The following is a 24,163-nucleotide window of genomic DNA, read 5'->3' as shown; positions in this document are numbered from 1 at the left end:
ATGTTTTTCTCTATTGAAGAGTTGGTTCGCCAAGCAGAAAATTATCCTAGTGTCGCAGAATTAATGATTGCTGTTGAAATGGAAATGAGTGGTCGTCCACGGGAACAAATCATTGCAATCATGGAAAAAAACCTCAGTGTCATGGAACAATCCATCACTGAAGGAAACGAAGGTGTAACGTCTGTGACTGGAATCACTGGCGGTGATGCCCAAAAACTAGCTCGTTACTTAAAAGAAGCCGACTTTTTAAGTGGTGAAACCATTTTGTCAGCAGTCCGCAACGCTATCGCTGTCAACGAAGTAAATGCAAAAATGGGGTTGATTTGTGCCACCCCTACAGCAGGAAGCGCTGGTGTTGTACCTGGTGTCCTCATGGCTGTCCGTGACCGATTGTCTTTGACCCACGAACAACAGATTGAGTTTCTTTTTACCGCTGGTGCCTTTGGATTAGTCATTGCCAATAACGCCTCCATCAGTGGTGCAGAAGGCGGATGCCAGGCAGAAGTTGGTTCAGCAAGTGCAATGGCCGCTGCCGCCCTAGTCTGTGCAAAAAATGGCACGCCCCATCAAGCAGCCCAAGCTATCGCAATTACGCTGAAAAACATGATGGGTCTGATTTGTGATCCTGTCGCAGGCCTCGTTGAAGTCCCTTGTGTTAAAAGAAACGCCCTCGGCTCTTCTCAGGCATTCATCTCGGCAGATATGGCCCTAGCAGGAATCGAAAGTGTCATCCCACCAGATGAAGTCGTCGCAGCGATGTATCAAGTAGGTCGTCAGATGCCAGCCATCTTTAAAGAAACGGCTGAAGGTGGTTTGGCGGTTACACCGACAGCAAAACGTTTAACAGCCGAACTCTTGAATCACTAACAATAGTTTCCTTATAAAAAATGAATAGTTATTTGTTTCATGTGAGGGTGTGTTGATTTCCCTCATCTTGAGCAATAAAAAGAGGCTCTTTTAAAATCGTTTTTCGCATTTTAAAAGAGCCTTTTTTTATTGTCAAAGAGTATTTCTATTTATAAGCCATCGTAAAAACACATGATTTACACCACCTTGCTCATGTTTGCTCATTATAGAAGAACTTTTTTTCTTTTTTTTGGAAAAATAAGGTGTTAGAGAACATTCATTTTCAAATAAAACGCTTTCTTTATTTTGTACACTTGTGGTATCAAACTAAAGGAGTGATAAAAAATGAAAAACAAAAAATTAACTTGGGGCTGTTGGTGGCTTGTCCTCTCTCTTTTGTTTACCACGATACTTCCGCCTAGCATCACGGCTTTTGCTACAGAACAAACACTTCAAGCCGCACGTAAAGAAGCGACAGTGCCTTTCACGTTGCCTAATACGCTTTCGCCACTCGAAGAACCACAAAAAATAGCAGAAATAGAAAAACTTACCTTTCAAAAAGGCTTCTCTTCGTTAACGAGTCAGCGAAACGTATTTGATAATTTGATCTTAAATGACTACTTAGATTTAATGTATGGCCCAGCGTTCCTACCGTTAAGTACTCGTTTCAATCTCGCACCGATCGCACCAATTATTCAAGCGGTCACCTTAGCAGAGTTTACTACCCCGTATCTCAAACCCGGTGCACAAGAAACCGCCCTTAGTCAAGCTTATCGTCTCACACAAAAGAAGTTGTTACGACATACCCTTGCTGTTTTTGACGAAATCATTGATCATCCAGAAAATCCTACCGATTTAGACGAATTTAGCAAAATGGAAATGGCTAGCTGGATTGCTTTACAAAACCAATTTATCGATTACTTAAATGTCAGTCCCGATCTGTCAGGCTATCAACTCATCAAAACCAAAGAAAAATTGACTTTTCGACCAAAAACAACTGATGGACAAAGTTTATTAGTTTATCTAGAGAATTCGATCAATAATTACTACCCCGGGAACATCAAAATTCCACCTAGGATCGGCTCATTACAAGAAATCACGTTTGTTCCTTCGATGTGGACCGATAAGCAAGTGAATGCTACTTTTGCATTTACTGCCTATGATCATGAGAAACAAACCTACAATAACTACAGTTCTAATACGATCAATATTGCCATCGAAACAGATTTTGATACCTTCCTTAACCAAATGGACACACCTGAGACCGTACTACAGTTCTTTTTGAATCATGCAACCGTTCAAATAGGTGCGATCCCACCAACCGATGTCGATACCGTCAATCGGACAGGAAAAGACATCACTGGAGCAATGATCAAGGAACGTGACCAGCTGATCAGCCAATTTCCAGAAACATTTTATACTAATTTCTTCCGAATCGTTGCACAAGCCAATGGGCAGGATTTAGTACTCAATCGAGAGGGCGCATTTGTTTATCGCGGGACACAAACCGTTGTGCCGATGGAACAAATTACCATCGGCTATAACCAACAAGTCATCTATTCTTTACGGAAAGTCCAGAAATTTTTTGGTATTTACGCTACATACTACGCATTAGCTGATGGTCTTTATGACGAGGAACGAACCGACGCCTTACCTAAAACCTTAAATGACGACACGGTAAATGTCTTAGAAGAAATTGGTGGCAACGTCTTAAAGAACCTACCGAATTACGAAAATACCGAATTGCGCATCAAGCAATCTGAGATGAAAATTGAACCACTGGATGTGCTTTTAGTGGCCATGTGTTTGCCGTGGAGTGAGATGCGTTCCTTATTGACCACGGTCGAACGAGGAGAACTCATCGGTGCTGTTGAAGTCGAAGAAGCACAAGCCAAAACCATTTTAGCAGCAGAAGAAGAAATCCTTCTCAAAGGGTGCCCAAATAAAGGCATCGTAGAAAAGATCCAACCGACGAAATATTTTAAACGAAAAACTCTCAATCATCTAGCGGGTGAGGTCAAACCAGGCAAAGATGGTGTTCCTAATCTGTCAGGTGCGCATTCAAGACACCCAGATTTTTATAGAAAAGAAAGCGGCATTATCTACGAACCAATCGGAGAAGTAAAAAAAGGTATGCCTTATGAAGCGAAAGTAAAATACGCAGGAAAATATAAAGAAGCTAATTCTACTGTCTTTCCCGATGATTGGGATGCAGAAAAAATCATGAAAGAAGTCGAACAAATCATTTCCGAAACGACCTTTAATGGCACCGGAAATAAACCATTCAGCGGAAAAGCAAGCAACGGTCTTTTTGAGATCCAAGGTCATGTTAACATCAAAGAAAATGGAAAAATAACGATTTCCACCGTCTATCCTCTTGTAAAAAAATAGAAAAAAGTTGGGACTTTGCTTACTCTAAGTCCCAACTTTTTTGATAGCGCCTTATTTCTGTTTGAAATTCTGCAGGAGTATATAGATGTCGCCAATAATACTTATTATAAATTTTAAACGTATGAAGGATTTTTAGGATTTCTGCCGTCAATTCTTGAGATAGTCCTAAGTATTCCGTGCTAGGGATTCCTCCTCGAAAATAGTCCCCATGGTACCCATAACCTAAGGAATAAGGGGTTGAAGCATATAAGATCGTATCCTCATAATAGACGGTATACTCTGTATCTGCTAGCCCCGCTCGTGGATCATCAGAATCATCCTCTTCTGGATCAAAAGGACACTCGGATAAAAACAGCCCATCTTCTGGGCCAAAATCAATAAAGTCCTCATGGTAGACCACGGACAAGTGCGGATCAAGCTCAGCTAATTCTTGAGCCATTTGTTCTGTGGTTCGTCGGACAAATTCAGGGTCTCGTTGTTTTGGATCAATAAAAAGGAGTGTGCGCGCCTCGTTATTTGTTTTTTCGGGGATCAAGGATACTCTACTATTGATTTTATTGATTTCTGCTTGAAATTGGGTTACTGAATAAAGATCCCGCCAGTAATGAAGATTTTGGATCTGATAATCATGGATGAGCGATAAAATCTCAGGATCAATACGTCTCATCAAAGACCAAAAGGGATCTTTATCTCTCCCTTTTCTTGTATAAGTTTTATCTATGACCTCACTATACGGTGTGATCACATAAATAGGAAACCCATTTAATCTCAAAACATATTCATAGTAAACAAAGTGTTCCATTGGGTGATTCGGCACTCGTGGATCCCAATAAAGCGGAGCTAATTGAGGAAACACTTCAGGACCGTAATCAACAAAATCATCAAAATGTTCTAGTGTTAATCGTTCATCAATTGCTTGAAATTTTTTAGTTAGCTTTACAGTCATTTCTTGGATGGCTTTTTGTGGTCTTCGTTGAGGATCAGGGAAAAAAACTCTCATGCTCATTCACTCCTTTCGCTAGCTTCTATCTTTTATTATTTCATAGAAAATGCTGAAACACGGGTACATTTTTCCTTATTTTTCGAAAAAAAAGTTTCTTAGAGGCTGAGCTTAAAATGTTGATTATCCAAAGATAAGCAGAAAGTTCTCGAAGGTGCTCCTTTTGTATCTCTGTTTATTCGTTTTTATCCATGCTAAAGAACTGTTTACTCTAAGTCCCAACTTTTTTGATAGCGTCTTATTTCTGTTTGAAAATCTGCAGGAGTATATAAATGTCGCCAATAATAGTAGTTATAAAGGCTAAATTTATTCATTATTCTTAGGATTTCTTCCGTAAATTCTTGAGATAGTCCTAAGTATTCCCTGCTAGGGATTCCTCCTCTAAAATAGTCCCCATGGTACCCATAACCTAAGGAATAAGGGGTTGAAGCATATAAAATCGTATCCTCATAATAGACGGTATACTCTGTATCTGCTAGCCCCGCTCGTGGATCATCAGGATCATCCTCTTCTGGATCAAAAGGACACTCGGATAAAAACAGCCCATCTTCTGGGCCAAAATCAATAAAGTCCTCATGGTAGACCACGGACAAGTGCGGATCAAGCTCAGCTAATTCTTGAGCCATTTGTTCTGTGGTTCGTCGGACAAATTCAGGGTCTCGTTGTTTTGGATCAATAAAAAGGAGTGTGCGCGCCTCGTTATTTGTTTTTTCGGGGATCAAGGATACTCTACTATTGATTTTATTGATTTCTGCTTGAAATTGGGTTACTGAATAAAGATCCCGCCAGTAATGAAGATTTTGGATCTGATAATCATGGATGAGCGATAAAATCTCAGGATCAATACGTCTCATCAAAGACCAAAAGGGATCTTTATCTCTCCCTTTTCTCGTATAAGTTTTATCTATGACCTCACTATACGGTGTGATCACATAAATAGGAAACCCATTTAATCTCAAAACATATTCATAGTAAACAAAGTGTTCCATTGGATGATTCGGCACTCGTGGATCCCAATAAAGTGGAGCTAATTGGGGAAACACTTCTGGGCCATAATCAACAAAATCATCAAAATGTTCTAGTGTTAATCGTTCATCAATTGCTTGGAATTGCTTGGTTAATTTAGCAGTCATTTCTTGAATATCTTTTTGTGGTCTTCGTTGAGGATCAGGGAAAAAAACTCTCATGCTCATTTACTCCTTTCGCTAGCTTCTATCTTTTATTATTTCATAGAAAATGCTGAAACACGGGTACATTTTTCCTTATTTTTCGAAAAAAAAGTTTCTTAGAGGCTGAGCTAAAAACATTTATTATCCAAAGATTAGAAGGAAATTCTCGAAGGCGCTACTTTTGCATCTCTGTTTATTCGTTTTTATACATGCTAAAGAGCTCGGGACGACCTTTTTGTCCCAAGCTCAGCGACTATCGAATAATTAGAGGTTACTGGACTGATCTTCGTAATAAGCGCTACTTTTCTAAAAAATAGAAGGCGACTGAAAATCCAACATGCCATTCCTGCCGATTGTCATAGTTTTTTTTATGTTATATCGATAGTTAAAAAATATATTTATAGATATTTATATACTTTAACAACCTATTTTTTTCATTAGTCGATGTTCCAAAGAAACTGGCGCGTCAGGGCATCAACTTCTTTATTCTCATGAAGCATACTATGCGTTACGTTCTCCCCTGTGATCACTTTTTCTTCCACTTGATTTCCATGTTGCTTCAATAACGCATACACTGCTAAAGCGCTGCTTAATGGCACCGTCCCATCACTTAAATCCGTCTCACTCACTTGTCCTGCAATCAGCAGGATTTGTGTAGTGGTTGGCACATTGCCAATAAGTCGTTGGTAGTCTTGATAACGACTAGAAGCTATCGCTGGGCCATTAGCTAATTCATCGCTGATACTTTGCCCATTATTTTCTTCAAAGTCATTGAATGGTGCGGCAATTGCCACAAATTTATCCACCTTAGGCAACGTTTGATCTTGTCCATAAGTAGCTAGATATCGAAGACCACTGACTCCCCCCATCGAATGTCCTACCAGATTCACTTGATTGATTCCATACGTCTGTTGCAAATAAATCAAGCAGTCTTTGATCCATTCTGTTTGGTTCCATTCATTATTTTTATTATCTACAAATAGAACTTGGATCATTGGATTATCTGCTTCTTTTGAAAGTTCTCCTTCTGCCTGTACATTGCCATTGACATCAACCGTCAATGTTAATTCTTTTTTCCCACTCTCTGATGATTCCAGGCGCTGGATCATTCCTTTGAATGAATTAACTGTCCCACTATAGCCATGGAAAAACAAAGTAGGGGTAGTCGATTGCGTTTCCTTTTCTTTCGTTGCTTGCGTTGTTTCAACTGTTTTAGCGGCTTCAGACGACTGACTTGTTTCTTTTGTCTGACGACAGCCACTTATAAAAAGAACACTGACCATCAATAAAAAGCCGACGATTCCAGACTTTCTCCAATTTTTCATTGTTTCTCCTTTCTAATTTGATCGATCCTCTGACTAGCATTCTCAATTTTCCACTGACAAATCGGCTCAAATTCCCAACCTATATTAGTGGTTATTCGTGAACAACTTGAAAAAATAAACCGAAATATTGCAAAAATAGGTTAAACAATTTTTGCAAATCTCGGTTTCAATCTTTTAGTCGTGATGCTATCTGATCGTCGCATGGATTTCTATTTAAAAATCCATCCTCAGATAGTTGAATACTTAGTCGATTTTATCTACTTGTTCAAAATCAAGTTCAGTACTTGTTTCACGACCAAACATATCAATATTAACTTTTAGTTTTTCTTTTTCTTCATCTACTTCAGTTACTTGACCTTCTAAGCCTGCAAAAGCACCTTCGATGATCTTGATTACTTCGCCAACTTCGATCTCTAGATCTGTTTGACGAAGACTCATACCGATTGAACGTAAGATGTGACTTACTTCTTCTGGCAATAATGGAGCTGGCTTACTACCTGCACCATGTGACCCTACAAATCCTGTTACACCAGGTGTATTACGTACAACATACCAAGAAGCATCTGTCATAATCATTTCTACTAAGACATAACCAGGAAATGTTTTATGAACGATTTCTTTTTCTTTTCCGTTCTTTACTTCTTTCTCAGTTTCTTCAGGAACAACTACACGAAAAATAAAGTCAGCCATTTTCATACTTTGCGCACGTGATTCGATATTTGCTTTTACTTTGTTTTCATAACCAGAGTATGTATGTAGTACATACCAATTTTTTTCAAAAGATTCCATTAAAGGCTCCTCATTTCGTTGTAAAATAAAAAAACCCCAGTTTCCCGAAGTTTTTCTTCACGTTGATTATAGCACGATATCCTTGCTTTTACTAGCGACTTATTTTAGTAAGTAAGCAAATAAGCTTTGGATCGCTGTGTCCATTACGAAAAACATCACACCAAAGATAATTGATGTTTCAATGACAACTAGTGTGTCTTTGCGTAATTGTTTGCCACTAGGCCAAGTCACTTGTTTCATTTCATCTTTTACACTTTTAATGAATTTCATTGCGGGCCCTCCTGTCCTCTATTTTGTTTCTTTATGTAATGTGTATTGATTACAATATTTACAAAATTTATTGATTTCCAAACGTTCGCCACTTTTTCCTTCACTAACCGATTTGGTATAGTTTCTAGAACCACAAACGGAACAAGCTAATGCTGCTTTCTTCTTTGCCATCCGCTCCTACCTCCTCACTGAAAATCAAAATTATACTCATTTACAGTATCATGGAAAAGATTTTCTGTCAATTCGAGATTGAATAACCTATTGTTTTATAATTAATTATGATATGATTAATTTGAAATTAAGTAAAAATGAGATACATGGAGGTAACTTTATGCTACTAAAAACACTCGTATATAAGAAAAAAGATTTAACAACTGTCACAGAAACTAGTACCTTGGAAGAAGCCTTAGCGATTCTAGAATCCTCTGGTTATCGTTGTGTGCCAATTTTAGATGCTTCAGGAAATATTTTCCGTGGAAATATTTACAAAATGCACATTTATCGTCACAAAGCGAATGGTGGAGATATGACTTTACCCGTCACCCACCTCTTGAAAAATGCAACAAAATTCATTTATTTAGATACTTCATTCTTTAAAATATTTTTTACGATCAAAGAGTTGCCTTATATCGCTGTTCTTGACAATGACAATCATTTCTACGGTATTTTGACCCACAGTACATTGCTAAACATGCTTTCACAATCTTGGAGCGTAGAACAAGGCAGCTATGTTTTAACGATTGCTTCTACTGGAAAACAAGGAGATTTAGCTACGATCGCTAAAATCATCGCAAAACATAGTAGTATCGCAAGTTGCATCACGTTAGATATTGAAAAAGAAGAATACATCCGTCGTACACTGATCACGTTACCTGCACATACAGATCAAAAAGTTTGCGACACGATCGTGAACCATCTTGAAAAGAAAAATTACAAAGTGATCGAAATCGAAAATTTACAAAACCCTGAATAAATGTGTAAAGGATCAGTCAACTTTACGACTTTACGATAGAAAAAAACATACTAAGATTAGAGACTGGGACAAAACTTGTCTCAGTCTCTTCTAGTATCTCTAAAAACGAATAAACGGTGTTCAAACATCAGCTCCTTGAAATAAGCCTGAATTTTTCAAAACATGAGAAGCTGTTTCAAAAAATTCTTTCTTATTGTCATCAGAGCTACCCGATGTTTTCACGACCTCTGATTCACGGTGTTCAAGAAGCAACTCCTCAACAATAAGCGATGATTTTCTAAAATATGAGGAGCTATTTTAAAAAATCCTCTCTTATTCGCTCGGAGCTAAACGCTTCTTTCACAACCTCTAATTTTGCGTAAATAAAAACAGTAGCTAAAGATGAATTTCTTTTAACTACTGTTATCCCTTTTTATAAATATATTTTAACTGATTAACAGGTTTTCCTCTATCTACCTATTGATCGCTATACTCTTTTTTCAAAGTCTAGGGAACGATCCAAGTAATACATCAATGGCGCAGAAATAGCCATAATGATGAACTCACTCAAAGCTAGCGTACCGTAAGTTGTCCAAAATGCTTGTCCACCAGTTGGTACCAACATGTACGCAATCAATCCCATACTAATTGTAAAGAAAAGCGTATTTAATGCTAATCTTATTTTGACATTCTTTACTTTATTTTGTAGCAAAGCAGTCAACCCCAATGAAATCAAGGTTTGTCCCCCACCATAGACCACATCTAATATACCAAAACCAAAAAATGCGTTATAGACAATGACGCCACCTAACACGCCCCAAAGTAATTTCCGGTTGAAGACTACTAAGTGATTCAAGCTTTCAGAAATACGAAATTGAATAGGTCCAGAAGAGACTGGTGCCACTAAAATCGTAAGTGCCAAATACAAAGCCATAATGATTCCATTTACTACAACGACCATCAATCGTTGGCGTTCCACCGTTTTTTGCATAAAATATTCCTCATTTCTCCTAGTTTTTTTAATGCGGGATGGTTGATGAACCGCAGCTGTCATAAGCAAGGATTCATTATAGCAGATATCCCCGCGATTTGAAACTGCTCCTACAAAAAACGTTCTCTAAATATAAGTCTTTTGCTTCCATGCTATTTATTCAAATCAGGGTGAACTTTACCTCTTATTTATGCACGGTGCTTTTTCAAAATTCCTCTTCTCTGCTATAATAGCCAAGGATAAAAAATAATGTTTGTTTTCTTAGTTTCGCTAAGACACAAACCATGTAAAATTAACGATAGAAGTTTCAGTTGCTTGTTCACTAAATGACTAAGCAAAAAATAGTTTGATCATTTTTTCTATTTTAATGAATGAGTGGAATGAGTGAGATTTACTCATCTTCTGAATCAGATGCAGGAGGTAAAAATGAATTTCCATTATTACTTATTGATCAATCCAGCTGCTGGAAGTGGTGCTGGTAAAAAAGTAGCAGAAAAAATGATTCCGCTATTTGCCGAAAAAAAGCTTCACTATTCGATCCAATACAGTGAGTATCCAGGGCATGATGCTAAAATTGCCGAAGAGTTAGCGAAAGAAACATTAGTTGAATGGACAGACGAACCACAAGAAAGCGAGTCTGAATTTCCCCTACTCGTGATCATCGGTGGTGATGGCACACTGCATCAAGTGTTAAATACCTTTTATCAACTAGATGTGGCATTTCCAGTAGCCTATATTCCCGCAGGCTCTGGCAATGATTTCGCTCGAGGGATTGGGTTACCTAGAAATGCCGAGAAAGCATTAGAAAATATCCTAAAGACGAACAAACCTCAAGAAATCAACCTCTTAACTTACGAGGAAAAAGTGAGTGACAAACAAGGTGTAGTAGTAAACAATTTTGGCATTGGCTTAGATGCGGCAATCGTCCATGCTACAAACAACTCTACTTCAAAGACAAAATTAAATAAATATAATTTAGGTTCTTTCGCTTACCTGTTCTCTATCCTACGTGTCTTTTTTTGGCAAAAAGGGTTTCCAATCTTAGTGGACATTGGCGGAAAACAAATCAGTTTTGACAAAGCTTTTCTATGTACTGCAACGAACCATCCTTATTTTGGCGGCGGTGTAGCGATTGCACCGACAGCAGAAATTACCAAACCAACGATCGATCTAGTTGTTGTTGAACGAGTGAATTTATTCAAAATCTTGGGAATCATCTTCTTATTACTACAGAAAAAGCAAATGAAATCAAAAAATTTCCATCATTTTACTACTAGCAGATTGCGCATACTATCAACTGTTCCTCAGTATGGTCAAGAAGATGGTGAAGATAGCCAAAAACAACCTTTTGATTTGCAATTAGCTACCAAAAAGCAACTGTTTTGGTGTAACGTGTCACATTGATTTTGCCTATTTTATATACATTTTCTTCCATGGGTAAGATAACCCCATAAAAAGAGCTGGAGATATTGAAGAGACCGCAAAAGTCAGACTTGTTGGACTAACTTTTGCGGTCTTTATCTATCTCTTGGCTCTTAAAAAATAAGTAACATTCTCATTAGGAGCGATTCAAGTGAGCCTGAGCCAAAACTTGCCTCAGGCTCTTCTACCTATCTCTAAAAACGGATAAACGGTGTTCAAACATCAGCTCCTTGAAATAAGCCTGAATTTTTCAAAACATGAGAAGCTGTTTCAAAAAATTCTTTCTTATTGTCATCAGAGCTACCCGATGTTTTCACGACCTCTGATTCACGGCGTTCAAGAAGCAACTCCTCAACAATAAGCGATGATTTTCTAAAATATGAGGAGCTATTTTAAAAAATTCTCTCTTATTCGGAGCTAAACACTTCTTTCACAGCCTCTTGCTCCATCCCAATCATTGGATCAATCCACTGTTTTTCAATCGCTTCGGTTGTTAAAATATATGTTTTTGGTAGTTGCTCTGTTGATGCTTCTTCCATCGCTTTTGATTCGACAGACGTTTCGGTTGTGTCTTGTTCTACTGATAAAGTAAAGAGATCATCGCCAACATTTCCCTCCGTTGAATCTACGGCATTTTCTTGAGTGGCTTGTTGACTTGTCTCTGCTTTTACGGGATGAGCAGTTTCTCCCGCCTTGGTATAATTTCCTTCTTCAAAAGGATCATTACCTACAAGGGAATCTTCATAAGCGACAAGCTTCGTCCGTGTAACAAGACTCATACTGTCATTTTCTTCGATCCGCTTCTTCAATGTCGTCATTCGACTAGCCGATTCATTCGCAACGCAGGTAACGTACGCTTGTTCTTCTCCAAGTAGAATCAATAGTTCTTTACTTCTTGTGACAGCCGTGTAGAGAAGATTTCGTTGCAACATCCGTTGGTACTGATGAACCATCGGCAAAATGACCATCTTAAATTCGCTTCCTTGAGATTTATGGATTGAGCAACAATAAGAAAGGGTGATTTTGTTCCATTCATTGCGTTTGTAAGTCACTTCATTCGCATCAAATTGAATCACTAATTCATCCACTTTATCTTCTGAATCTTTCGCTAACACGATCCCCGTGATCTCACCCATATCACCATTAAACACATTGAGTTCAGGTGTGTTCACTAATTGTAATACTTTATCACCGATTCGATAAACAGTCTCATTCCAGTGGACTTCTTTCCGCCCTGCACCTCCAGGGTTAAAAATCGACTGCATCATTTTGTTTAACGCATCGATTCCAGCTGGTCCACGGTACATTGGCGCCAAGACTTGGATATCTTGTGCAGTGAAGCCTTTATTTTTGGCTTTTTCAACAATCTTTGCGATTAAAGGTTCGATACTATAGGCATCGCTTCGAAAGAAAGAACGATCTTTTTGATTTTGCAAAAAATCACTTGGTAAATGACCTTCTTTGATTTCATGAGCAAGGGGGATAATACTTGATCCGTCTCCCTGCCGATAAATTTGATTCAATTCCACTTTCGGGATTTGGTCAATTCCTAATAAATCATGCAAGACTTGTCCCGGTCCGACAGAAGGTAATTGATCTTTATCTCCTACTAAAATCACTTGCATGTTGGTAGGGATGGCTTTAAATAGCGTATTAGCTAGCCATGTATCGACCATCGACATTTCATCGATGATCAACAACCCACCTTCTAATTCTTTCGTACTTACTGAAGGAGATTTTTCTCGACCATTCAAACCTAGTAGTCGATGGATCGTGCTGGCAGGTAATCCTGTCGTCTCATTCATTCGTTTGGCTGCTCGACCAGTTGGTGCAGCCAGTAGGATCGGAAAAATTTCTTGGGTATATTTGTTTGGATCTAATTCTAAGCCATTTAATTCTGCAAACAAGTTGACGATCCCATTGATAACTGTTGTTTTCCCTGTACCGGGACCCCCAGTTAAAATAAATAAAGGTGATCGGATTGCTTCCGAAATTGCTTTTTCTTGCGATTCTCCATATTGGATACCAAATATTTTTTCAATTCGCCGAATGTTTTTCTGCACTTCTTTTTCGTCATAGTTGATTTCTTTTTTCCGACTAAGTAACCGTTGAATCGAGTTACCGATCCCCCATTCTGAGAAATACAGACTATTTTCATAGAGATTGGTTTCTTCTTGTTGGATCTTACCTTCTTCCACAAGTTGAATAATGACCGTCGCTACTTGATCAGGTTGGATTTCAATTGGTCGACTGGTTTCCAGAATTTTGATTGTTTGATGAAGAAGCGTTTCAGCTGGTACATATGTATCGCCAGTTTGAACAGCATGTTGAAAAATCTGATGTAAAACTGCAGCTCGAATCCGTCTTGGTGAATCAGCCGCGATCCCTAATTGTTCTGCAAGATTATCTGCTCTTTTAAAGCCGATCCCTTCCACATCTTCGACTAACTGATAGGGGTTTTCCTGGATGATATCTAAAGCTTCATTTTTATATGCTTGATAGATACTAAAAGCTAACTGACTACCAAAGCCATAACGATTCAAGCCCATGATCACTTGATCCATCCCATGGTTCAAACGAATCGTCTCAACGATCATGTCTCTTTTGGTTTGATTCAAGCCTGCGATTTGTTCTAATACGGACGGCTCTTCGATGATTTTTTCAATCGCTTCTTCACCTAGTTGCTCCACGATCTTCTCAGCTGTTTTCTTGCCAATCCCAGGGAATTTTTCACTGGATAGATAACCCACGATCCCGTTGACTGTTGTTGGTTTCTCCTGCTCATAGCGTTCAACCTTTAACTGTCGCCCATATTTAGGATGATCGACTAATTCGCCGTAAAAACGATAAAGCTCATTTTCTTGGATCTCACCAAAGCTTCCAGTGACCACAATTTCTTTTTCACGATAGTCAGCTGTTGTTTCAGTGAGCCGAACCAACAGTACTTTATAAAAATTACTTGGATTTTGAAAAAAGATTGCGGCAACTGTACCAACAAAATAAGGCATTTCTTCTGGCTGCATCTTGCCGCCTCCTTTCCAATTAGAGTAATGGTTCTGGTTTTGTCTCTTTTCCTAAAAAGTCAATTTCGTTCCAAACTTTTAGTTCATAAGGCAACAAATTGTTGGGTTCTCCTGTTTCTAAAATCGTCAAACTACTATTATATAAGCCACCCATTTCTCTTAGTTGACTCAGTTTTTTTCCTGTCAACCATTGGATCGCCGCAGTTAATGATGCCCCATGCCCAACAAACAAGATCGGTCCATCATGTAAAGCAACGGCATCAGCCACAACTGTTTCAATACGAGTAATGGCACATTCGATCGCTTCTCCTTTAAAAGGTGTCGGATCATAACGATCTAAGTGGTTACGTAGATTGGGAAGGTTTTCCGGATATCGTTCGTACATTTCATCAATTGATTGACCTTCTAATTCTCCTAAACCCAATTCTCTTAATTTATCAGTATAAATAATTTCGACTGGATGCGCTAATTCCTGATTGATTCCTTCGGCTGTGTCACGGGCACGCTTAGCGGTACTTGAATAGATTGCTTTAAATGGTACATACTTCACTTTTTTACCAAATGCTTTGATTTCCTCATAGCTTTCAGGTAAAAGTGGTGAGTCGCCTTGGCTTCCTTGAAAACGGCGTTCGAGATTCCATTGTGTTTTTCCATGTCGGGTAAAATATAATTCCATTTATATCGGACTCCTTATAGGCTCATTTAGACAAAGATGATGCTGCTATTTTATAAAATTTGTTCCTTAAAAACAAAGAACTCCTTCAATAAAAAGTCCTTGTGATTATTCGTATTGAATCAGAATACTTGATAAATGACCTCTTGATAAACGGTATTTTAAAAGTTGATTCTGTGCATTAAGTCCAAACCAAGTAAAACATGAAAAGCTGTTTTTCTTTGTTTCTCCTTAATGCTTGAATCAGAGCACTTGAAAAATGACCTCTAGTCTAGTTTATCATTTTCATAATGGTGCGTTAACTCTAAATTAGGAAATCCTTGTTGGCGCAATGCTTCATAGACGATCATTGCAGCCGTATTTGAGAGATTCAATGAACGGACATGTTCGTCATTCATTGGGATTCTTAAACATTTTTCTTCATTTTCACGCATAAATTCTTCAGGTAAACCTGTTGTCTCCTTGCCGAATAAAAAGAAATGGTCTTCTCCATCAGCAAAATTTTCGTCACTATATACTTTATGGGCAAACTTCGATACCAAATGAAGTTTACGTTCCCCTAAATAAGCCATAAAAGCATCTAAATTTTGATGATAGGTAATATTGACATCGTTCCAATAATCCAATCCTGCACGTTTTAGATGTTTATCATCTGTTGAAAATCCTAACGGTTCAATCAAGTGCAAGGGCGTATTGGTTGCTGCACAAGTTCGGGCAATGTTTCCAGTATTTGCTGGAATCAATGGTTCAAATAAAACGATATGGTTCATTAAGATCCATCCTCTCATCTATATGTTAACTAACTAGTAGTGATTTTGGCATAAAAAAAAACGTATCAACTCGGTGTCAGTCACTGCGAGTCGTTACGTTAGTGAAGCTCTTCTCACTAACTTTTATCAGAACAGGAACCTGATAAAAACCAATGAAAAAACAACTTGTCGTTACTATATCATCAACAAACTCTTTTTGCAACCTTTAGAAATGAATAATTTCATTGAAATCGTTTTCTCTTATTTCCTTTTAATAATTCTACGTCAATTGTAATCTTTTTCAAAGGATTCTGGTACACACGCTCTTTGACGTCTTGACTGACTTGCCATTCGAGCGGAGACATCGCTAACAAATCTTGCCGATTTTTTTCTGGGATATCAAATTCGTAGGTAACACGCCGACGTTCAGTCAATTCTAGGGACTCCGCAAACTTAGCCACCACTCGTTCATTTGAATACTGTTGTTTCTCAGGCTGGTCTGGATAAAACGCTTGGCGTAATTCTTTTAAATAATCTTGTTGCGGAACGATTTTCAAGACTTCCCCATCATCGGTTAGCACACGTTGAAATTCTTTATAGTGAGAAGGCGAAAAAATATTTAGAATTGTAGTAAATGTTTGGTCTTCAAAAGGAAGATTGGTTAAATCTGCTACACACCAAAACGCCTCGACCGGCTGAGCAGTAGCCGCATAAACACCTTCTTTAGAAAGATCAAAACCTACGGCCTTTTTCAATGGTTGCAGTCGTGCTAATTCATTTAAAAAGCTTCCTTCGCCACAGCCAACATCTAAGACCTCTGATCCCTGCGATACTTGTTGTGCTAACAAGTCGATCACTGGCTGATACATCCCGGCTTGGATCATTCTACGTCTGGGATCAAACATACTCTGATCATATTCCGTTTTTACCCCATGAGATAAAAAGTAAAGCGTGCCTTTTTTGGATAAGTCGAAGCGATGGTTCTGATGACAAACCAAACCGTTCTCAGTGACTGCTACTCCAGCATGGCAAAGTGGGCATCGGAACAACTGTTGATTTCCCTTTAAAAATTGGCGACCTTGATCAATTTTTTTTAACATTTTTTTTGCTCATTTCTTGTTTTAATCGTTGAATATTGCTTTATTCCCTTTTCATCTTACCGTTAGAAGAAAACTTTAGCAACTACAAAAAATATGGTACAATTTTAGAAGAAGAAGGCGAATGATAAAGGAGCAGGCAAATGATCAAAGAATTTTGTGCAGAAAATTATACTTCCATTCCTCTAGCAATTGCTAAGGGAGCGAACCGGATCGAATTATGCGATAACTTAGCTGCTGGCGGAACCACACCTAGCACCGGAGTGATCGAAGAAGTTTTAAGCTATGCCAATGAAAAAGAAGTACCTGTAATGACAATTATCCGACCACGAGGTGGCGATTTTGTCTATAACGATATTGAATTAAAGATCATGCATACTGATTTAATCGAAGCGAAGAAATTAGGTACAGATGGCGTAGTTATAGGCTGTTTGACTCCTTCAAATTGGATCGATGAAGAGGCAATGGAATTATTGATCGAAACCTCAGAAGGTCTACAAATCACGTTCCACATGGCTTTTGATTGTATCCCGCAAGAACGACAATTTGAAGCAATTGATTGGCTGGTTGAACACGGTGTAGACCGTATTTTAACTCATGGTGGAGATGCGAACGCACCAATTGAAGCCAATTTTGACCATTTAAAAAAATTGATTGCTTATGCTGACGGACGTCTGATCATCTTACCTGGTGGCAAGATCGATTACAAAAATGCAGAACATGTTGCCAAAGAACTAGGCGTGAATGAAGTTCATGGAACAAAAATCGTTTCATTCGACTAAATTTTTTTAGTAATAATAAAAACGTAAGAAGCAAGTTGATTACTTTGCTCCTTACGTTTTTTATTTTTATCACAGACTTGTTGCACCATCTCAAAAGGAATGGCTACATAAAATACCCCATAAACAATGAAGCGATGTTGAAATAGATCAAGACACTAGTCAAATCACTCAAGGTGGTAATAAAAGGACCACTAGCCACGGCAGGATCAAACCCTAAGCGATCCATCAACATCGGAATCAAGCTTCCTGCCAAGTTGGCTACAGTAATCGCAAATAACATGGCAATCCCAATTACAAAGCCTAAAATAAAGTTATGCTTCCAAATTCCTACAATCAAAAAGATCGTCAAGCCAGTGATTGCCCCTGTCACAAGTCCTGTGAGTACTTCAGCTAGAATCAAACGGACAAAACCAGCATCTTTGTCGTCAGAAACAGCCAAACGGCGAACTGCAACCGCTAATGATTGGGTGCCAGCATTCCCCGCAGTTCCGGTGATCAACGAAATGAAGACGGCTAAAATACTTGCTTCACTCACCAGTTCTTCGTAATGGCTGATCAACGAAGCCGTAGACATCCCTAAAAATAATAAGGTGATCAACCAAGGAAGACGTCTAGCAGCTGACTTCACGGGATTTTCATTGATTTCCTCAACATTGACCCCTGCCAAACCAGAGTAATCACTTGCAGCCTCATCATCAATAACATCAATAATATCATCAACTGTTACGATCCCCAGTAGATGGTCATCGTAATCTGTTACGGGTAATGCTAGAAAGTCATAATCACGAAAGGTTTGCGCGACATCTTCTTGGTCATCCCCCACATGGACGGATAACACACGTTCGCTCATCAAGTCAGAGATCATTGCATCATCATCATTAACGATCAAATCCCGCAATGAAATAACTCCAACCAATTGCTCTTCTTGATTGACGACATAGATATAGTAAATGGTTTCAGCTACATCTGCTTCGTTTTTTAAGACATACATCGCAGAACGGACCGTTTGATTCGCCACGATCGAAACAAATTCTGTCGTCATGATCGCGCCAGCTGTTTCATCTTCATAGTGTAATAACTCTTTGATTTCACTAGCATCGTCAGCAGTCATTAAACTTAAATATTTAGCGACTTGTTTTTTATCTAAGGTATTTAGCAAATCTACCGCATTATCGGTATACATTTCTGAAAGCATTTCTGCAGCATAACTCGGACGCATTTCAGCTAAATACTCTTTCATATATTCATTGTCTTCTTCAATCACATCAAACATATCTGCCAATTCTTTAGGAGATAAGTAGGAATAGATCAGTTGACGATCCTCTTCGTTCAGAGATTGATAGAATTGCCCCTGCTCGTAAATATGCATTTCCAGGAAACTATTTCTAAATTCCTGTAGGTTATTTTCTCTTAAATCCTGGAGTAACTGGGCAAATCGTTCCTCTAGTTCTTGATTTTCATCCAACTCTATCTCACCTCACCCTAACTTTCAAAATGCTGGAGAACAGTCGCCATATCTTTAGCCAAAGGCTGTTTAAATTCCAATCGTTCCTGTGTAAAAGGATGATCAAAACGCAGGTCGTAACAATGTAAAGCTTGTCTTGCTATTCCAAGATCCATACGCCCACCATACATTTCATCTCCTAATAGCGCACAGCCAATTTCTGAAAAATGAACTCTGATTTGATGGGTTCTCCCCGTATGCAGTTGGATATCTACCAAAGCAACCTCTGCGGTGTTTTTCGTTAACCAATATTCGGTTTGTGCGCTTCGCCCAGCTGTCGAAACCATCCGTTTCAGTAAAGAAGATTGGTCTCTCGCAATTGGAAGGTCAATCCAGCCGTGAGGTGCTAATTTAGTTATTTCGCCACTCACAAGTGCTTGGTATTTCTTCACAAATCGTTTTTCTCGAAGCTGTACATCTAACTTTGCATGAGCAAAGCCATGTTTGGCAAACAACATCAACCCAGAAGTATCCCGATCTAGTCTTGTCACCACATGAATGACTTGATTTTCGTAACCTTGTCGTTTGTAATAAGCTTTTACTCGATTAGCCATCGTATAGTTTGGATGATATTGTGCTGGAATCGAAGAAACGCCAGCTGGTTTATTCACAACTAATAGATGTTCATCTTCGTAAACGATCTCGATCGGTGTTTCATCTAAAAGTACCGTTTCGTGTTCGCCTTCTGCTGGAATGACAATCGTTACCTTATCATTGTACGATAGAGAAAACAAGACATTTTCAGTTTGACCATTTACTTTGATCTCGCCACCTTGAAATTTGATTTTCGCTAACAAACCTTTAGAAATTCCTTTTTCTTTTAAAAAATATTTTATCTGCTGCGGATGATTTTTTTCATACGTCCACACAAATTCCATGTTATCCCTCACCAATAAAGGAATCTTTTACACGATGCCAAAAATGCATGTGGCGATAAGAAGCAAAATGAATTCGCTCTTTTGCAATGCGATAATAGATGGAACGAATATTCGATTCCTTAATATCCAATTGGTCGACTGTAACAAGATAATCCTCTGTATTTTCTAATTTGATTTCCAGCCATTCGTCTTGTGCGATGACCATAGGCGAACCGAGTGTACGAAAAACTCGATTATTTAATGAAGCAATTTCAGTTAACTGAAAGGCATTGATACTCGGATGAATAACTGCCCCGCCGATACTTTTATTATAAGCGGTTGAACCTGTTGGCGTAGACACAGCCAATCCGTCCCCTCTGAAACTTTCAAACAATTCATTTTTGATATATACATCGGCAACCATCGTCCGATTTGATCGTTTAATCGTGGATTCATTCAAAGCCAAGAAATGTTTTGCCGGCTTATCATCTAAATAACTGATCTTTATATCGAGCAAAGGATAACTTACACTTTGTTCTTGATTGGTCTGTAAGCTATTGACTAATTCTTCCAATTCATAGTCACGCCAATCCGTATAAAAACCTAAGTGCCCTGTATGGACCCCTAAAAAACGAACTTCATTTAATAGATGGCTATACTTGTGAAAAGCGGACAATAACGTCCCATCACCACCTACGGAAATCACTAAATCGGGGCGTTGTCCGTCGATTTGAATAGCCGATTGTGTCAAAAGAGCTTTCAATCGTTCGGTAACTTCAATTGTTTTCGCTTCTTGGTTATGAACGATCGCTACTTTCATCCGTGACCTCCTCTTTTTTCTCTCGATTTAATACGGTACGATAGTAAACGTCATCTCGTTTTCCTCTTCCATGGGAAAATAGACGTTGAGCTTCTTGGATTTCTTCCCGAATATTGGACATTTCTTCGTCCAATTGATAAGCCGCTTCTGCCGCACGTTGGAGTCTTTCACTCATTTCTTCAGGAAACACGCCTTGATATTTATAGTTCAATGAGTGTTCGATTGTCGCCCAAAAGTTCATAGCTAACGTCCGGATTTGAATTTCAGCTAAAATTTTCTTTTCGCCACTGATCAACTGAACAGGATACTCAATCACTAAATGATACGAACGATACCCACTGGCTTTTTTATTTGTAATATAATCTCTTTCTTGAATCACTTTCATATCTTTTCTTTTACGAATGATATCTACTACTTGGTGGATATCTTCTACAAACTGACACATGATTCGTAATCCAGCAATATCAGACATTTCTTCTTCTAAACGGCTCATCGGAATATGACGCAGCTGTGATTTTGTCACAATGCTATCGACTGGTTTGACTCGTCCAGTAACAAACTCAATCGGAACATGTCGGTTTTGTTCTCTGAATTGCTTACGGATCCCGCGTAACTTTACTTTTAATTCTGATACTGTTTGTTCATACGGTGCTAAAAACTCTTCCCAATCTCGTTCCATCGCTGATCCCTCTACTTCGTTAACATTCTTTTCTATTTTAACATATAAATGAAGTTTTTTTGTACCTCTCGGCTTTTTGTATTGACCAAAAAGGAAAAATTAGGCAGAATGAATGAAAGGGGCGATCATTATGTCTGAAATGTTAGAAATTGAATACAAGTCCATGCTGACGCAACAAGAATATAATCAATTGATCCAGTATTATCAACTAAAACCAGAAGATTTTACGGTTCAAACGAATATCTATTTTGATACACCAGATGGACAATTAGCACAAAAAAATTGTGGGTTACGCATCCGATTACTTGAAAATCGGGCAGAATATACACTAAAAACACCTGCAAAAGAAGGAAAACTTGAAACCACTGATACTTTAAGAAAAGAGGAAGCACTCTCTTTCATTGAGCAACGTCAATTACCACGTCAGGGTGCTGTTTTTCAAAAATTGTTAGAATTGGCTGTTCCTTCGGATGAATTGGGCAAAATTGGAGACATTACTACCAAACGTGCGGAATTTCACATTGAGGAAGGTCTTTTAGCGATTGATGAAAGTTTTGGAGAACAATTACATGATTTTGAACTGGAGTTAGAAGTATCTGATGCTACTCTTGGTAAATCTGCCTTTTTAGCGTTTTTGGAAAGACATTCTTTCCCTTATCGACCAGCTAAAAATAAAATTCAACGGATGCTAGCAGCGAAAAATTAAAGTTCTATCATTTTCACAAGGCACTTGAGTTCATTTTTTATCGTTTTTCTGTTAAGTTATACGTTGTGAATAAAAGAATTCACGAGTTGTATAGAATCTATTTTGGGGGAGATTCATATGATCGAAATCTATTTATTTGTTAATCCTTTGGGGAAACATTGTTTTACACTAGAACAACAGTTATTACAATTTATTGAAGAAGAGTACGGAAAAACATCCAAAGAAAAGATGCAATTTCGTTTTCTGCCTTTAGTTAATTTGCAGACAATTGGGGATGTCATGCAACGTAACGGAATTTCTCAAAACGACCTCGTTACGCGTAACCACTTATTTTCAACTACCTATTCTGCTGCGTTAGACTGTAAAGCGGCACAGTTCCAAGGTAAGAAAAAAGGACGTCAATTTTTGATCAAAATGCAAGAAGCTGTAGGTTGTAATAAAGTACCGTATTCTCCAGAACTTGCTGAATCACTTTTTGCAGAAGTCGGCGGCGATATCGAGATGTTCAAAGAAGATCGTCAATCCGAGTTTGTTAAAGAAGTTTTTTTCTCTGATCAAAAAATTGCTCGAGAAATGGGCATCACCAAACATCCTTCTGCTGTAGTGTATAACTACTCCTGTGAACAAGACTTTGGTGTCTTAATTGAAGGCACAAATACAGTCCGAAAAATAAAAGAACTTTGTAAGACTAAAAATGATTCTTATCAAATTTTTGATGGTGAACATTTACATACAAATGATTCTCGCTTACAACCAGGAAGTAGCCATTTATATTTACTCTCTAACTAATCATGTCAAGAACCATTCGTTTCACTAACTAACCGTTTTTCAAGTACTTAGATCGCTAAGTATTCGAAAAACGGTTATTTGGTGCTTGTAGAAAAATATGGGAATCTTTACCAACATGGACTAATAGCATCGCATCGTCTGAGGTTGAGATAAAAGTGTGTAGCATCAAGAAATAAGAAATAAGAAAGAGTTTTTCGAAAAACGACAAAAAGCAATCGCATCCTTCAGAAAATAGCTGATGCCATTTTCGACCGATACGACTGCTTTTTTTAATGAGACTGGGACAAAACTTGTCTCAGTCTCTTCTAGTATCTCTAAAAACGAATAAACGGCGTTCAAGAAGCAACTCCTCAACAATAAGCGATGATTTTCTAAAATATGAGGAGCTATTTTAAAAAATCCTCTCTTATTCGCTCGGAGCTGAACGCTTCTTTCGCAGCCTCTTGCTAAACGGTGTTCAAACATCAGCTCCTTGAAATAAGCCTGAATTTTTCAAAACATGAGGAGCTGTTTCAAAAAATTCTTTCTTATTGTCATCAGAGCTACCCGATGTTTTCACGACCTCTTGTTCACGGTGAGACAAAAGCAGCATCTTCGGAAAATTTGCCGAAATTTACCAAAAATTTGAGAAGCACCAATTAGGTAACAATCAACATCAAAAACTAGTTTTTGTGTTTCTTGTCGATTTTCGGAAATTCCTTCTTATTTCTTGATGCTAAACACTTTTATCTCAACCTCTTTCAGATTAGTTTGCGAGTGCTTCAACGATTGCTTCGTTAAATGCTGGAATATCATCAGGATTTCGGCTAGTAATCAAGCCTCGATCAATTACCACTGGCTCATCCTTCACGACGGCACCGGCATATTCGATATCTGGACGTACCGTATCATAAGCTGTCATTGTCCGTCCTTCAGTTAAACCTGTTTGAATAAATAATTGTGGACCGTGACAAATTGCAAATAACGGTTGATCATTTTTTAAAAAGTAAGAAACAAAATCAACGAATCGTTGATCTGCTCGTAATTGATCCGGTGAAAATCCCCCTGGTATCAATAGCGCATCGAAGTCTTCAGGAGAAACATCTGCAATACTTTGTTCGACTGTGAATTCTGCGCCTTTTTTTCCTTTGATTGTTTGATTTCCTTCAAACCCAATCAAAGTCACTGTATGTCCAGCTTTTTCTAGTGCTTCTTTCGGTGACGTTAGTTCCACATCTTCAACTAAATCTGTAACGATTGCTGCAACTTTTTTTGCCATTTGTTCTCTTCCTTTCTTATCGCTTAATTCAAGCCTAAAGGAATTTATTCAAGTGTGCAAATCATCTGTTT

23 protein-coding genes are annotated in these 24,163 nt (G+C 38.3%); 7 read left to right on the top strand and 16 right to left on the bottom strand.

Annotated features, from left to right (window positions below):
- Together sdaAA and IGJ11_RS01890 are read left to right on the top strand one after the other, a co-directional pair.
- A complete protein-coding gene (sdaAA, locus tag IGJ11_RS01895; RefSeq protein WP_063626532.1) occupies nt 1-867 on the top strand; it encodes an L-serine ammonia-lyase, iron-sulfur-dependent, subunit alpha in 867 nt (288 codons plus the stop codon).
- Nucleotides 868-1,191: 324 nt separating this feature from the next.
- Complete coding sequence (locus IGJ11_RS01890) at nt 1,192-3,237, top strand: EndoU domain-containing protein (RefSeq protein ID WP_207432749.1); 2,046 nt, start codon at nt 1,192-1,194, stop codon at nt 3,235-3,237.
- Between the two features lie 19 nt (nt 3,238-3,256).
- Here IGJ11_RS01890 and IGJ11_RS01885 read toward each other — a convergent pair whose 3' ends face one another.
- The 6 genes from IGJ11_RS01885 to rpmG all read right to left on the bottom strand — a co-directional run bounded on the left by IGJ11_RS01885 (nt 3,257) and on the right by rpmG (nt 7,961).
- Nucleotides 3,257-4,237 carry a hypothetical protein gene (locus IGJ11_RS01885; protein WP_063626530.1) on the bottom strand — a complete coding sequence of 327 codons (981 nt, stop codon included), beginning with the start codon at nt 4,235-4,237 and terminating at the stop codon, nt 3,257-3,259.
- Nucleotides 4,238-4,443: 206 nt separating this feature from the next.
- Entirely contained in the window at nt 4,444-5,424 is a 981-nt protein-coding gene (locus tag IGJ11_RS01880) for a hypothetical protein (RefSeq protein WP_178306197.1), read from the bottom strand.
- 419 nt (nt 5,425-5,843) lie between these two features.
- Nucleotides 5,844-6,731, bottom strand: a complete 888-nt coding sequence (locus IGJ11_RS01875; protein WP_207432744.1) for an alpha/beta fold hydrolase — start codon at nt 6,729-6,731, stop codon at nt 5,844-5,846.
- A 243-nt stretch (nt 6,732-6,974) separates the two neighbouring features.
- Complete coding sequence (nusG, locus tag IGJ11_RS01870; protein WP_010720157.1) at nt 6,975-7,520, bottom strand: transcription termination/antitermination protein NusG; 546 nt, start codon at nt 7,518-7,520, stop codon at nt 6,975-6,977.
- 99 nt (nt 7,521-7,619) lie between these two features.
- A complete protein-coding gene (gene secE, locus IGJ11_RS01865) occupies nt 7,620-7,790 on the bottom strand; it encodes a preprotein translocase subunit SecE (protein ID WP_010720158.1) in 171 nt (56 codons plus the stop codon).
- An 18-nt stretch (nt 7,791-7,808) separates the two neighbouring features.
- Nucleotides 7,809-7,961: a 50S ribosomal protein L33 gene (gene rpmG / locus IGJ11_RS01860; protein ID WP_002294578.1), complete on the bottom strand. Its 153-nt coding sequence runs from the start codon at nt 7,959-7,961 to the stop codon at nt 7,809-7,811.
- 160 nt (nt 7,962-8,121) lie between these two features.
- On the opposite strand from rpmG, the gene cbpA reads away from it, so the two are divergent.
- Nucleotides 8,122-8,763, top strand: a complete 642-nt coding sequence (gene cbpA, locus IGJ11_RS01855) for a cyclic di-AMP binding protein CbpA (protein WP_010738510.1) — start codon at nt 8,122-8,124, stop codon at nt 8,761-8,763.
- Between the two features lie 466 nt (nt 8,764-9,229).
- Here the strand turns inward: cbpA and IGJ11_RS01850 are convergent, their stop codons facing one another.
- Nucleotides 9,230-9,733: a QueT transporter family protein gene (locus IGJ11_RS01850; RefSeq protein WP_010720160.1), complete on the bottom strand. Its 504-nt coding sequence runs from the start codon at nt 9,731-9,733 to the stop codon at nt 9,230-9,232.
- A gap of 426 nt (nt 9,734-10,159) precedes the next feature.
- Here IGJ11_RS01850 and IGJ11_RS01845 point away from each other — a divergent pair, with 426 nt between their 5' ends.
- Complete coding sequence (locus IGJ11_RS01845) at nt 10,160-11,137, top strand: diacylglycerol/lipid kinase family protein (protein ID WP_010720161.1); 978 nt, start codon at nt 10,160-10,162, stop codon at nt 11,135-11,137.
- Nucleotides 11,138-11,562: 425 nt separating this feature from the next.
- Here IGJ11_RS01845 and recD2 read toward each other — a convergent pair whose 3' ends face one another.
- The 4 genes from recD2 to IGJ11_RS01825 form a co-directional block, all read right to left on the bottom strand.
- Nucleotides 11,563-14,178, bottom strand: coding sequence for an SF1B family DNA helicase RecD2 (recD2, locus tag IGJ11_RS01840; RefSeq protein ID WP_207432741.1), 2,616 nt, complete (start codon nt 14,176-14,178; stop codon nt 11,563-11,565).
- A 19-nt stretch (nt 14,179-14,197) separates the two neighbouring features.
- Nucleotides 14,198-14,854 (bottom strand): histidine phosphatase family protein, encoded by a 657-nt coding sequence (locus IGJ11_RS01835; protein ID WP_010738514.1) that lies wholly within the window; start codon nt 14,852-14,854, stop codon nt 14,198-14,200.
- Between the two features lie 263 nt (nt 14,855-15,117).
- Nucleotides 15,118-15,621 carry a tRNA (uridine(34)/cytosine(34)/5-carboxymethylaminomethyluridine(34)-2'-O)-methyltransferase TrmL gene (trmL, locus tag IGJ11_RS01830; protein ID WP_010720164.1) on the bottom strand — a complete coding sequence of 168 codons (504 nt, stop codon included), beginning with the start codon at nt 15,619-15,621 and terminating at the stop codon, nt 15,118-15,120.
- Between the two features lie 221 nt (nt 15,622-15,842).
- On the bottom strand, nt 15,843-16,700 hold the full coding sequence (locus IGJ11_RS01825) for a methyltransferase domain-containing protein (RefSeq protein WP_207432740.1): 858 nt from the start codon (nt 16,698-16,700) through the stop codon (nt 15,843-15,845).
- Nucleotides 16,701-16,840: 140 nt separating this feature from the next.
- Here IGJ11_RS01825 and IGJ11_RS01820 point away from each other — a divergent pair, with 140 nt between their 5' ends.
- Nucleotides 16,841-17,479, top strand: coding sequence for a copper homeostasis protein CutC (locus tag IGJ11_RS01820; RefSeq protein WP_010720166.1), 639 nt, complete (start codon nt 16,841-16,843; stop codon nt 17,477-17,479).
- Nucleotides 17,480-17,582: 103 nt separating this feature from the next.
- On the opposite strand, the gene mgtE is transcribed toward IGJ11_RS01820, so the two are convergent.
- From mgtE to IGJ11_RS01800, 4 genes are read right to left on the bottom strand one after another with little or no spacing between them, the layout of a single operon-like run.
- On the bottom strand, nt 17,583-18,944 hold the full coding sequence (mgtE, locus tag IGJ11_RS01815) for a magnesium transporter (protein WP_034699476.1): 1,362 nt from the start codon (nt 18,942-18,944) through the stop codon (nt 17,583-17,585).
- 17 nt (nt 18,945-18,961) lie between these two features.
- Nucleotides 18,962-19,861: an RluA family pseudouridine synthase gene (locus IGJ11_RS01810; RefSeq protein ID WP_010720168.1), complete on the bottom strand. Its 900-nt coding sequence runs from the start codon at nt 19,859-19,861 to the stop codon at nt 18,962-18,964.
- Nucleotide 19,862: 1 nt separating this feature from the next.
- Nucleotides 19,863-20,660, bottom strand: coding sequence for an NAD kinase (locus IGJ11_RS01805; protein ID WP_010720169.1), 798 nt, complete (start codon nt 20,658-20,660; stop codon nt 19,863-19,865).
- Nucleotides 20,638-21,339 carry a GTP pyrophosphokinase gene (locus IGJ11_RS01800; RefSeq protein WP_010720170.1) on the bottom strand — a complete coding sequence of 234 codons (702 nt, stop codon included), beginning with the start codon at nt 21,337-21,339 and terminating at the stop codon, nt 20,638-20,640. The genes IGJ11_RS01805 and IGJ11_RS01800 overlap by 23 nt, the downstream gene beginning before the upstream one ends.
- 130 nt (nt 21,340-21,469) lie before the next feature.
- On the opposite strand from IGJ11_RS01800, the gene IGJ11_RS01795 reads away from it, so the two are divergent.
- Nucleotides 21,470-22,045 carry a CYTH domain-containing protein gene (locus tag IGJ11_RS01795; protein WP_207432737.1) on the top strand — a complete coding sequence of 192 codons (576 nt, stop codon included), beginning with the start codon at nt 21,470-21,472 and terminating at the stop codon, nt 22,043-22,045.
- 117 nt (nt 22,046-22,162) lie between these two features.
- Entirely contained in the window at nt 22,163-22,834 is a 672-nt protein-coding gene (locus tag IGJ11_RS01790; RefSeq protein WP_034699468.1) for a ClpXP adapter SpxH family protein, read from the top strand.
- Between the two features lie 745 nt (nt 22,835-23,579).
- Here the strand turns inward: IGJ11_RS01790 and IGJ11_RS01785 are convergent.
- Nucleotides 23,580-24,092: a type 1 glutamine amidotransferase domain-containing protein gene (locus IGJ11_RS01785; protein WP_010738518.1), complete on the bottom strand. Its 513-nt coding sequence runs from the start codon at nt 24,090-24,092 to the stop codon at nt 23,580-23,582.
- Between the last annotated feature and the right edge of the window lie 71 nt (nt 24,093-24,163).

Origin of the sequence: Enterococcus sp. DIV0691 (assembly GCF_051711145.1) — a bacterium.
Lineage (GTDB): Bacteria > Bacillota > Bacilli > Lactobacillales > Enterococcaceae > Enterococcus_B > Enterococcus_B hirae.
This window is presented reverse-complemented; position numbering and strand designations above follow the sequence as displayed.

What these genes read in the sequence shown, in the direction of transcription:
- IGJ11_RS01805 (WP_010720169.1), bottom strand. Translation starts at nt 20,660, where the DNA reads ATGAAAGTAGCGATCGTTCATAACCAAGAAGCGAAAACAATTGAAGTT.
- trmL (WP_010720164.1), bottom strand. Translation starts at nt 15,621, where the DNA reads ATGAACCATATCGTTTTATTTGAACCATTGATTCCAGCAAATACTGGA.
- IGJ11_RS01785 (WP_010738518.1), bottom strand. Translation starts at nt 24,092, where the DNA reads ATGGCAAAAAAAGTTGCAGCAATCGTTACAGATTTAGTTGAAGATGTG.
- nusG (WP_010720157.1), bottom strand. Translation starts at nt 7,520, where the DNA reads ATGGAATCTTTTGAAAAAAATTGGTATGTACTACATACATACTCTGGT.
- sdaAA (WP_063626532.1), top strand. Translation starts at nt 1, where the DNA reads ATGTTTTTCTCTATTGAAGAGTTGGTTCGCCAAGCAGAAAATTATCCT.
- IGJ11_RS01825 (WP_207432740.1), bottom strand. Translation starts at nt 16,700, where the DNA reads ATGTTAAAAAAAATTGATCAAGGTCGCCAATTTTTAAAGGGAAATCAA.
- IGJ11_RS01820 (WP_010720166.1), top strand. Translation starts at nt 16,841, where the DNA reads ATGATCAAAGAATTTTGTGCAGAAAATTATACTTCCATTCCTCTAGCA.
- IGJ11_RS01850 (WP_010720160.1), bottom strand. Translation starts at nt 9,733, where the DNA reads ATGCAAAAAACGGTGGAACGCCAACGATTGATGGTCGTTGTAGTAAAT.
- secE (WP_010720158.1), bottom strand. Translation starts at nt 7,790, where the DNA reads ATGAAATTCATTAAAAGTGTAAAAGATGAAATGAAACAAGTGACTTGG.
- rpmG (WP_002294578.1), bottom strand. Translation starts at nt 7,961, where the DNA reads ATGGCAAAGAAGAAAGCAGCATTAGCTTGTTCCGTTTGTGGTTCTAGA.
- IGJ11_RS01890 (WP_207432749.1), top strand. Translation starts at nt 1,192, where the DNA reads ATGAAAAACAAAAAATTAACTTGGGGCTGTTGGTGGCTTGTCCTCTCT.
- IGJ11_RS01795 (WP_207432737.1), top strand. Translation starts at nt 21,470, where the DNA reads ATGTCTGAAATGTTAGAAATTGAATACAAGTCCATGCTGACGCAACAA.
- IGJ11_RS01790 (WP_034699468.1), top strand. Translation starts at nt 22,163, where the DNA reads ATGATCGAAATCTATTTATTTGTTAATCCTTTGGGGAAACATTGTTTT.
- IGJ11_RS01880 (WP_178306197.1), bottom strand. Translation starts at nt 5,424, where the DNA reads ATGAGAGTTTTTTTCCCTGATCCTCAACGAAGACCACAAAAAGATATT.
- IGJ11_RS01885 (WP_063626530.1), bottom strand. Translation starts at nt 4,237, where the DNA reads ATGAGAGTTTTTTTCCCTGATCCTCAACGAAGACCACAAAAAGCCATC.
- IGJ11_RS01845 (WP_010720161.1), top strand. Translation starts at nt 10,160, where the DNA reads ATGAATTTCCATTATTACTTATTGATCAATCCAGCTGCTGGAAGTGGT.
- recD2 (WP_207432741.1), bottom strand. Translation starts at nt 14,178, where the DNA reads ATGCAGCCAGAAGAAATGCCTTATTTTGTTGGTACAGTTGCCGCAATC.
- IGJ11_RS01875 (WP_207432744.1), bottom strand. Translation starts at nt 6,731, where the DNA reads ATGAAAAATTGGAGAAAGTCTGGAATCGTCGGCTTTTTATTGATGGTC.
- IGJ11_RS01800 (WP_010720170.1), bottom strand. Translation starts at nt 21,339, where the DNA reads ATGGAACGAGATTGGGAAGAGTTTTTAGCACCGTATGAACAAACAGTA.
- IGJ11_RS01835 (WP_010738514.1), bottom strand. Translation starts at nt 14,854, where the DNA reads ATGGAATTATATTTTACCCGACATGGAAAAACACAATGGAATCTCGAA.
- IGJ11_RS01810 (WP_010720168.1), bottom strand. Translation starts at nt 19,861, where the DNA reads ATGGAATTTGTGTGGACGTATGAAAAAAATCATCCGCAGCAGATAAAA.
- cbpA (WP_010738510.1), top strand. Translation starts at nt 8,122, where the DNA reads ATGCTACTAAAAACACTCGTATATAAGAAAAAAGATTTAACAACTGTC.